The sequence below is a fragment of the Amycolatopsis circi genome, assembly GCF_003385235.1.
Lineage (GTDB): Bacteria > Actinomycetota > Actinomycetes > Mycobacteriales > Pseudonocardiaceae > Amycolatopsis > Amycolatopsis circi.
This window is the reverse complement of the sequence record NZ_PQIA01000221.1, coordinates 1-8,927: the sequence shown is the minus strand read 5'-3', so window position 1 is coordinate 8,927 and position 8,927 is coordinate 1. Positions and strand designations below refer to the sequence as shown.

Here is an 8,927-nt window from a genome sequence, read left to right as displayed (position 1 = left end):
CAGTTAGGGGGTGCTGCTGAGGGGAGTGGTGAAAAGCGGGGCTGGTCGGTGCCGACAGGGGAGTTGATGTTGTCGCGTGGGGGCCAGAATGTGGAGAGTTCGCGTAATGGTGTGTGGTTCGGGTATGTCGATCTCGAGAGAGCGAGGCTGCCGTCCGGGTCGGAAAGAGCGGAGTGGCGGCATTTTCGGGAAAGAGATTTCGGCCGGTTAGTTCGGTGGCGGAACTTATGCGTGATTGTTGTTGCTTTGGGGGGCGACAGGTCGTAAGGGAGGGTGTCCGTGGCCGGAAGGTGTTGGGGTGAAAGGGTTTTCCGGCGTGAGTGTGAGGGGAAGTCGGCTCGGGCGGTGGAGGAGATCGTTCGGAATTTGCAAGTTTCCGGTTGAGCGCGGAGTAAGCGTCTTTCACCCGCTCGGCCCTCCGGGGCGGTGGTGAACGTCACCGGGCGGACACTTTGCGCACCTGCGGTAGAGCCGGTCAGCGGCAACCGCTCTGGCTTAATCACCTTTTTGGCCGCGTTGCGAACGCGGCGAGTGCCCTAGCCTCACGGGGTGGATTTCGCCCCGGCCGCTCTGTCGCGTGCTCATCCTGCCCCGCCGGCCGCTGCCGGTCGCGAACCGTGGGCGCCTCCTGAGCTGAGCCTGGTTTGCCTCGACATCGACGACACGTTGATCGACTGCACCGCCGCGATCCGCCGTACTCTCCACGCGCTCACTGGGCGCGACGACCTTTGGCCGTTGTGGGATTTGATCACCGAGGAGCACGTCGCGCTCGTTGTCGCCGGGAAGCTCGGCTACGACGTGATGCATCACCGGCGCACTGAATGTTTCCTCGCCGAGTTGGGGATCTTCGGGGACTCCGCGCAAGTGAGCGCGTTCGAGGCGCGCCGACGGGAGATTTTGGCGCGGTCCTGGCGGTTATTCGACGATGTTCTTCCTTGTCTTGAATGGCTGCGTGCCGCCGGGCTGCAACTCGCCGCCGTGACGAACGCCTCAGGGGTTCATCAGCGGCAGAAAATCGCGGAACTCGGGCTCGCGCCGTTTTTCGACCATGTCGCGATTGCGGGCGAGGTCGGGGTCGCGAAACCCGACCCGGTGATGTTCCACTCGGTGTGCTTGGCGCTGGACTGCCCGCCGGAACGCACGGTGCACGTCGGGGACAAGCTCGACACCGACGCCGTCGGCGCGTTCGACGCCGGGCTCGGCGCGGTCTGGCTCGATCGCGACGGGACCGGTCGCACCGGCGAGCGCGCGCCTGAGGGGGTGCACACGGTGACCGGCCTCTCTGAGCTTCCTGAGCTGCTGGTTTCGGAGTACGCGACGGTCGGCGTGCCCGCCCCGCGGACGGCGGGGACCCCCGCTGCGAAGGTCCGCGGCGGGATGTTCTAGTATTTCTTCTCGTGCGGCGCTGACCTGGGCAACCGGGAAAGTACCTCACTGGGGTATGGTGTAATTGGCAGCACGACTGGTTCTGGTCCAGTTAGTCTAGGTTCGAGTCCTGGTACCCCAGCTGCGGAGAGGGCCCCTCTCGGAAGTGCGAAATCGCTTCTGGTAAGTTCTCTCTCGCAAGAAACGCCCCGGAAACGGGGAAGTTCCTAAGCCCCCGTCGTCTAGCGGCCTAGGACGCCGGCCTCTCACGCCGGTAGCGTGGGTTCGAATCCCATCGGGGGTACAGCCAGCCCGGTTGATCTGATGATCAACCGGGCTTTGTTGTGTTTATCGGGAAAGCCCGGGGCTGGTGTGGTGGGCGGGACTGGTGGGGACCGCGCGAGGGCGCGATGGGCAAGGCAGTCAGGTCCGCCGAAGGAAAGTCCGGTGGGCCCTGAGGTCCAGCGCGGCTCAGTTCTCTTGTGAGCCGCCGAACATGGCTGCCGCTGAGCGGCCGTTCGCCTGATTTTCCGTGACATACGGGCGGAGTTCGGCCTCATACCGAGCGAAAGCCTCCGGGTGCTCCGCGGTCGCCAAGTGACGGGCCAGCGAGCGCGCGCCGAGCAGGGCTTGCGAGGTGCCCATGCCCGCGGCGGGAGCGGCGCAGTATCCGGCGTCTCCCAGCAAGGCGATTCGGCCCGTCGACCAGCTGTCCACATGCACCTGCGCGTTCGAGCTGAAGTAGAAGTCCGACGCCGCGGACATCGCCTCCAGCAGGCGAGGGGTGTGCCAGGTGTCACCGGCGAAGGCGGCGCGCGTCGCTGCTTCTTGGTCGGCTCGATCGAGGCGGTCCAAAGCTCCGGAGGGCGTGCCGAAGGACAGGCTCACGGTGAGACGGTCCGGATCCGCTGAGTTGAACAGATACACCGCAGTGCCGTTGACAGCGCGGAGGAGTCCGCTGTGGTCCAGGCCCAGGAAGTTCGGCATCGTGAAGCCCGCGCCGGAGAGGCCCAGGTGTTGCAACGCGGCGGAGTGCGGGACGAAGGCCAGTTGGCGGACCTTCGAGTACACGCCGTCCGCGCCGAAGACAAGGTCGTAGGTTTCCGTTGAGCCGTCGGTCAGTTCAGCGGTCACGGCGGCCTCAGTTTGCGCCAGCGACGCGATCGAGGTGCCGAAGCGGTACTCGACATGATCGACAGTCAGGTCGTACAGCAGCTCGTTCAGGACGTGTTTGGGGACCTCTAGCTCACCGGCGAAAGCCTCGGCGGGGAGTTGGTCTACCTGGACGCCGTCGCGGTCGAGGACGGCGGTTCCGGTCATTTTCGTGTCGTGGTCGCGGACCGCGTCGAGGATGCCCAGCTCAGCCAAGACATCGAAAGCGGTGCCGCGGAAATCTACGGCGTAGCCGGTGTGCCGGAGACCTGCGGCGCGTTCGACGAGCGTCACCCGGTGGCCGGAGCGGGTGAGGAGTTCGGCGAGGGTGGTGCCGGCCACGCCGGCACCGGAGATCAGGACGTTCAGGGAGGTCATGGGGGAAACGTAGCGCGGGTTTGTCCATTTGGTCAAACCATTTGGATAAACCAGATGGGCAAGTTAGGCTGTCGCCATGGGTAATCGCGAGGATCTGCTGGCCGGGGCGAAGCGGTGCTTGATCGAGCGGGGCTGGGGCAACACGACGGTGCGCGACATCGCGGCCGCGGCGGGGGTCAGTCACGCGGCGATCGGGTACCACTTCGGGTCGCGGGACGCGTTGTTGACGCAGGCGCTGGTGGCCGCGGTCGACGAATTGGGCGGTCAGGTCGCGGATTCGTCGTTCGAGATGTCCGAGCAGGGGCTGAAGCGGATGATCGACAGCTTCGGCGAGCATCGGGCGTTGTGGGTCGCGCAGCTGGAGGCGCTTGTGCAGGCGGAGCGGTCGCCGGATGTGCGGCAGCATCTCGTGCAGGGGTTGCGGGAGGCCCGCCAGGGCGTCGGCGGGGCGGTGCAGAGCGCGTTGGTGATCGGACTGATGGTGCAGTGGCTGCTCGACCCGGAGGAAGCGCCGTCGGCGAAAGAGGTGACCGACGGGATTCGCGCGGTGGCGGCGGAAATTTAGACCCAGACTGCGTCGGCTGGGCTTCCGGCCGGCGGTTCGCCTCCTGCTTCGGCGAAAGCGGTGAGGGCGTCGACCAGGCCGCGGCGGGCCGTTTCGGGCATTTTTTCCACGATGGCGGCGATTTCGCGACGCCGCCGATGGGTGACGACGCGGACGATCCGGTCGCCTTCCCGGGTGAGTTCGATGACGACCTCGCGCCGGGACGACGGATTGCCCAACCGGGCGACCAGCGCGACGGCGACCAGGCGGTCGATCATCCGGCTCGCGGTGGAAGGCGTGACGCCCAGATGCTCGGCGAGCGCGGCCTGTTTGAGCGGGCCGCGGGAATGCAGCACCACCAGCAGCCGGAATTGCGGCACCGTGATGAGATCGCCCGCCGAGGCGATGGACCGCGCGGACACGGCGACGAGCAGGCGGGAAGCGGTGAGCACGGCTTCGGTGACCGCGTCGACGTCGTCGGGTACGTCGGTGCGGGCAGGGATCGGCGCGCGAGGCATGTGTCCAGTGTGCCGCATCGCGCGGCGGATTCCGTTCGATAACGGTGCTGGGCAACGAATCAGGGGGAAACGGGCCTCGTCAGCTGCCCGGCGCGGTGGAAAAAGAAACGGCCCCGCCGTCCCGAAGAACGGGAGGCGGGGCCGTTTCACAGCCGGCAGTGCCGGCTCAGAGACCGGCGAAAGCCTGGTCCACGAACTGCTTGTGCTGATCCGCCCACTGCTTGGCGGCGGTCTTTTCCTGGCCCTTCGGGGCCTTCTGGATCGCGTCCTCGAGCGAACCGAGGTCCTCGTCCGACATCTTCAGCTTCTTGGCCACGCCGGCGAGCGCCGGGAAGTCCTTGTCGAAGCCCTTGCGGCCCAGCGCGTGGATCTGCTCGCCCTTGCCCATGGCGCCCTTCGGGTCCTTGAGATCCTTGAGCTGGTAGCGCGAGTACGCCCAGTGCGGGTGCCAGAGCGTCACGACGATCGGCTTCTTCGCCTTGATCGAGCTGTCGAGGGCGGCCAGCATCGCGGTGGTCGACGAGTTCTGCAGGGTCATCGTGCCGTCGAGGCCGTACTGCGGGATCGCGTCCTTCTGCACGATGCCGGTTTCGCCCGCGCTCGCCTCGATGCCGGTGATCTTGCCGCCGAACATGCTCGCCTTGTCCTTGAGGTCGGCGATGCTGTTGACGTCGCTCACGTAGTCCGGCACCGCGAGGTTCAGGGTCGCGTTGTCGTACCAGACGCCGAGGTCTTGGAGCTGGTCCTTGTACTGGTCCCAGTACTGCTTGTGCGTCGCGGGCAGCCACGAGTCGAGGAACAGGTCGACGTCGCCCTTCGCGAGGCCCGCGTAGATCGGGCCGACGTCGAGCATCTGCGTCTTGACCTTGTAGCCCTTTTCCTCCAGCACCGCCTGGTACAGGTTGGTGAGGGCGACGTCCTCGTCCCAGTTGATGTAGCCGATGGTGACGCTCTTGGCTTCCTGGCTGTTGCCCGACTGGGACTCCCGGCCGCCGCACGCCGCGGTGAGGCCGACCAGGGCCGTCACGGCGGCGCCCACGGCGAGGATCCGGCCGAAGCGTTTCGATGTGCGCACTCGTTCGTCCTTTCTGATTGCGGAGTAAGGGATCAGGCCGCGTCGGCCCGGCGGAGGGCGCGGCCCACCGCGGAGCGCGCCCCCAGCGAGGAGGTGAGCCGGTCGAGGTAGATGGCCAGCACGACGACACCGAGACCGGCGTTGAAACCCAGGTCCAGCTTCAGGCTCGTGACCGCGGCGTACACCTCGGCGCCGAGCCCGGGCGCGCCGACCATGCCGGAGATCACGACCATCGACAGCGACAGCATGATGATCTGGTTGATGCCCGCCATGATCGACGGCATCGCGAGCGGGATCTGGATCTCGCGCAGGATCCGCCGCGGCGGCGAGCCGAACGCCTCGCCCGCCTCGACCATTTCCGGGTCGACCTGGCGGATGCCGAGTTCGGTCAGCCGCACGCCCGGCGGCAGCGAGAACACGACGGTCGCCACCACGCCCGGCACCGGGCCGATCGAGAAGAAGAAGATGACCGGGATCAGGTAGACGAACGCGGGCAGCGTCTGCATGAAGTCCAGGATCGGCTTCACGATCCGGCTCACGGTTTCGTTGCGCGCGGCCGCGATCCCGACCGGCACCGCGATCGCCACCGCGACCACGCCGGAAATCAGCACCTGCGACAGCGTCTGCATCGCGGACGGGAATTCGCGCAGGCTGTCGATGAGCAAGAACCCGATCGCCGAGCCGAGGCCGAACTTCCAGCCGCGCAGCCACCAGCCGAGCCCGGCGAACACCACGACCAGCACCGGCCACGGCAGCCAGGTCAGCCCCGAGGCGAGCCCGGTGACCGCGCCGTTGACGATCTTGTCGACGAAATCGAAGAACGGGCCGATGTTGCCCTGCAGCCAGTCGATGATCGCCTTGAACCAGGTGCCGACGGGAATCTGCGGCAGGTCGCCGACGAGGACGTTGTCAGACACGGGCGTTCACCTCCTGCTGGTCGTTTTCTCCTGTGCTCAGCGCGTTCAGCAGCGCCTCGCGGGTCACCATGCCGAGCAGCGCGCCCTCGGCGTCGACGACCGCGAGCGGCGCGGGCGCGGACGCGGCGTGGCCGAACAGGTCGGCCATCTGGGTTTCCGGGCTGGTGCGCGCGGCGGAACGGTCGACGATCCCGGCGATCGTTTCCCCGCCGCGGCCGGCCGCTTCGCTCACCGCGCGCCGGTCGACCGCGCCGGCGAACTTGCCGTCCTCGGTCACCAGCACTCCGGCGAGTTCGTTCCGGCGCATCGTTTCCAGCGCTTCGGCGGCCGTCGTCGCCGGGGTGAACGAGATTTCCGCGGGCTTCATCACCGCGGACGCGGTGAGCACCCGGGAACGGTCGACGTCGCGCACGAACTTCGCGACGTAGTCGTCGGCGGGTTCGGTGAGCATCTCCTGCGCGGTCGAAACCTGCACGATCCGGCCGTCGCGCATCATCGCGATCCGGTCGCCGAGCCGCATGGCCTCGTTGAGGTCGTGCGTGATGAACACGATCGTCTTGCCCAGCTGCCGCTGCAGGATCAGGAGCTGGTCCTGCATCTCCTTGCGGATCAACGGGTCCAGCGCGCTGAACGCCTCGTCCATCAGCAGGATCTCGGTGTCCGCGGCCAGCGCGCGGGCGAGGCCGACGCGCTGGCGCATCCCGCCGGACAGCTGACCGGGCAGCCGGTCCTCCCATCCGGTGAGCCCGACCATCTCCAGCGCTTCGGCGGTGCGTTCGCGCTGCCGCTCGCGCGGCGCGTTCTGCACGCTCAGCCCGTAGGCGACGTTCTCCGCGACCGTGCGGTGCGGGAACAGCGCGAAGTGCTGGAACACCATGCTCATCCGCCGCTGGCGCAGTTCGCGCACCTGCGCCGCGGACTTGTCGGTGAGGTCGACGTCGTCGACCAGAATCCGCCCGGAAGTGGCCGGGAGCAATCCGTTCAGCGTGCGCAGCAGGGTCGACTTGCCCGAACCGGACAGTCCCATCACCACGAAAATCTCGCCGCGCTCCACGGTAAAGGAGGCGTCGATCACCGCCGCGGTCACGCCGGGCAGCTCCAATTCGGCGCGATCGGCGCCGTTCTCCAGCTTGCCGACCGCCTCTTCCGCCCGGCGGCCGAACACTTTGTACAGCTTCTCCACACGAACTATCGGCACAGTCGTCTCATGTTCTTCGCATTCGGGGTCCTTTGCCGGGCGATATGATTGCATAGACCAACACTGCGCGGAGCCGATCGCGCGACCGGTTCACCGATGATGGCCGGTTTTCGTGGCCCGGCACCCACTTTCGCCCACGCCGCGCGCCCGCCCGCGAGACACCGCTGCGGCAGCGGGGAAAAGACGGTGTGCGCTGGCGAAACCAGTCCGGATTCGCCTGTTCGCCCGACTGGATTACCCCCGGCCACAGTGCGTGGTTGTCACGTTCGCATAACAACCCGAAAGTCTGTTGTGGACCTTGCGTGGCCTGGGTGATCGCCGACACCCGACGGCCACGCAAGGTGGCGATCCGGACACAGCAAGGAAACCTCGAAGGCCGCTTCGCGCGGGCGTTCGCAGTTGCTTGGGGGAACAGGTGATCGACTGGAGACGGGCGCGAGATGGCCGGTGTGATCAGGAAAACGCCGCGGTCTTCCGTCGATTCCTTCGCGCTGCGCGGATGTGGTCGGGCGGGGGCCATGCTCGCCGCCGGGACGGCGGGCCCGCGGTACTGGATGCGGCTTCGGGATCCGGACGGGCAAGCGTGCCAACGGATCTTGAAGGCGGTCGGCGAAACGCTCTTCTGCCGCTTCGAAATCGTGCTGTCTTCGGTGCGGGCTTCGTCGGCGCCCTGGCCGGACAGTGCCTCCGGGGCGGGAAAAAAGGGCAGAGATGCGACAAGCCCCGCCCGGGGAGAAGCCGGGCGGGGCTTGTCGACTGGTTCCGGAAAGCCGGAGTTACTTCTTCTTCGCGGCCGAGGTGCGCTTGGCCGGAGCCTTCTTCGCGGTCGCCGTGGTCTTCTTGGCGGCCGGCTTGGCAGCGGCCTTCGCCCGCGTGGTGGTGGCCTTCGGAGCCGCCTTGGCCGCGGTGGCCTTGGTGGCGGTCGCCTTGGCGCGGGTGGTGGTGGCCTTCGCGGCGGTGGCCTTGGCGGGAGCCTTGGCCGCGGTGGCGCGGGTGCGGGTCGCGGCCGGCTTGGCGGCGGCGGCCTTGGCGCGAGTGGTGGTCGTCGCCGTGGCGCGGGTCGCGGTCGCCTTCGCGGTGCTGGCGGTCGCACGCTTCACGGCAGTCGCCTTCGGCAGCTTCTTCGAGCCGGAGATGACGTCCTTGAACGTGGTGCCCGCGCGGAACGCCGGAACGTTGGTCTTCTTGACCCGCACGGCTTCTCCGGTGCGCGGGTTGCGAGCGGTGCGGGCGGCACGCGCGCGCTTCTCGAAGACACCGAAGCCGGTGATGGTGACCTTTTCGCCCTTGTGGACGGTGCGGATGATGATGTCGACGAGACCGTCGACGGCTTCCGCTGCTGCCTTCTTGTCGCCGATGCGCTCCGACAGAGCTTCGATCAGCTGGGCCTTGTTGGCCATTCCAGTTCCTCCAACCAGAACATGTTTTATACGGCCATACAGGCCGAACGCAGCTATTATCACCCATAGACTTCGCAAGTCCAATCGGGACCTGCCTTTTTCGTTGCCGCGTCCGGGTTACTGCCGGCCCTCGCGAGGCTCGCGGCACCGGATTCTTTCACTGGCCGGAAGACCCGCGAGAGTGCTTGCGGCATCGGCAAAGTCGCATGTAGACACCCGCTGTCCTGCGGTTTTGCCTTTTCTTGAGGTTCTCCGGCGGCGTCGCGCGCGGCCGCTCGGACGACCTTCGGAGCGGCCGGACGGTCTACTGAGGACGATCGAAAACCGCGCGAAAAAGGCTGTCCCGCACGGGCGTGGCGGAAGGCGGTCTGGGGTTGGGG

The 8,927-nt window shown here is 67.1% G+C and carries 8 protein-coding genes and 2 tRNA genes; 4 read left to right on the top strand and 6 right to left on the bottom strand.

Going from position 1 to position 8,927, the window contains the following annotated elements; all coding sequences use genetic code 11:
• The first annotated feature begins 549 nt into the window (after nt 1–549).
• From D0D37_RS44520 to D0D37_RS44510, 3 genes are all read left to right on the top strand, one after another.
• Nucleotides 550–1,386 (top strand): HAD family hydrolase, encoded by an 837-nt coding sequence (locus D0D37_RS44520; protein WP_116206590.1) that lies wholly within the window; start codon nt 550–552, stop codon nt 1,384–1,386.
• 49 nt (nt 1,387–1,435) lie between these two features.
• Nucleotides 1,436–1,507 (top strand) — tRNA-Gln (locus tag D0D37_RS44515).
• An 89-nt stretch (nt 1,508–1,596) separates the two neighbouring features.
• Nucleotides 1,597–1,669 (top strand) — tRNA-Glu (locus tag D0D37_RS44510).
• A gap of 167 nt (nt 1,670–1,836) precedes the next feature.
• Here D0D37_RS44510 and D0D37_RS44505 read toward each other — a convergent pair.
• Nucleotides 1,837–2,895, bottom strand: a complete 1,059-nt coding sequence (locus D0D37_RS44505; protein ID WP_116206589.1) for an FAD-dependent monooxygenase — start codon at nt 2,893–2,895, stop codon at nt 1,837–1,839.
• 76 nt (nt 2,896–2,971) lie between these two features.
• Between D0D37_RS44505 and D0D37_RS44500 the strand changes: the two genes are divergently transcribed.
• Entirely contained in the window at nt 2,972–3,460 is a 489-nt protein-coding gene (locus tag D0D37_RS44500) for a TetR family transcriptional regulator (protein WP_116206588.1), read from the top strand.
• On the opposite strand, the gene D0D37_RS44495 is transcribed toward D0D37_RS44500, so the two are convergent.
• The 5 genes from D0D37_RS44495 to D0D37_RS44475 all read right to left on the bottom strand — a co-directional run bounded on the left by D0D37_RS44495 (nt 3,457) and on the right by D0D37_RS44475 (nt 8,547).
• The gene (locus tag D0D37_RS44495) at nt 3,457–3,957 is read right to left on the bottom strand and encodes a MarR family winged helix-turn-helix transcriptional regulator (RefSeq protein ID WP_167493653.1); all 501 of its coding nucleotides are present in this window, start codon (nt 3,955–3,957) and stop codon (nt 3,457–3,459) included. The genes D0D37_RS44500 and D0D37_RS44495 overlap by 4 nt on opposite strands.
• A gap of 166 nt (nt 3,958–4,123) precedes the next feature.
• Entirely contained in the window at nt 4,124–5,032 is a 909-nt protein-coding gene (locus D0D37_RS44490; RefSeq protein ID WP_116206586.1) for a glycine betaine ABC transporter substrate-binding protein, read from the bottom strand.
• Nucleotides 5,033–5,064: 32 nt separating this feature from the next.
• Nucleotides 5,065–5,949, bottom strand: a complete 885-nt coding sequence (locus D0D37_RS44485) for an ABC transporter permease (protein ID WP_116206585.1) — start codon at nt 5,947–5,949, stop codon at nt 5,065–5,067.
• Complete coding sequence (locus D0D37_RS44480) at nt 5,942–7,147, bottom strand: quaternary amine ABC transporter ATP-binding protein (protein WP_244223897.1); 1,206 nt, start codon at nt 7,145–7,147, stop codon at nt 5,942–5,944. Before D0D37_RS44480 ends, D0D37_RS44485 begins: the two co-directional genes overlap by 8 nt.
• Before the next feature lie 776 nt (nt 7,148–7,923).
• Nucleotides 7,924–8,547 (bottom strand): HU family DNA-binding protein, encoded by a 624-nt coding sequence (locus tag D0D37_RS44475; RefSeq protein WP_116206583.1) that lies wholly within the window; start codon nt 8,545–8,547, stop codon nt 7,924–7,926.
• Between the last annotated feature and the right edge of the window lie 380 nt (nt 8,548–8,927).

Bases quoted from the DNA above. Each gene is read 5' to 3' on its own strand.
- D0D37_RS44505 (WP_116206589.1), bottom strand. From the start codon at position 2,895: ATGACCTCCCTGAACGTCCTGATCTCCGGTGCCGGCGTGGCCGGCACC.
- D0D37_RS44500 (WP_116206588.1), top strand. From the start codon at position 2,972: ATGGGTAATCGCGAGGATCTGCTGGCCGGGGCGAAGCGGTGCTTGATC.
- D0D37_RS44495 (WP_167493653.1), bottom strand. From the start codon at position 3,957: ATGCCTCGCGCGCCGATCCCTGCCCGCACCGACGTACCCGACGACGTC.
- D0D37_RS44475 (WP_116206583.1), bottom strand. From the start codon at position 8,547: ATGGCCAACAAGGCCCAGCTGATCGAAGCTCTGTCGGAGCGCATCGGC.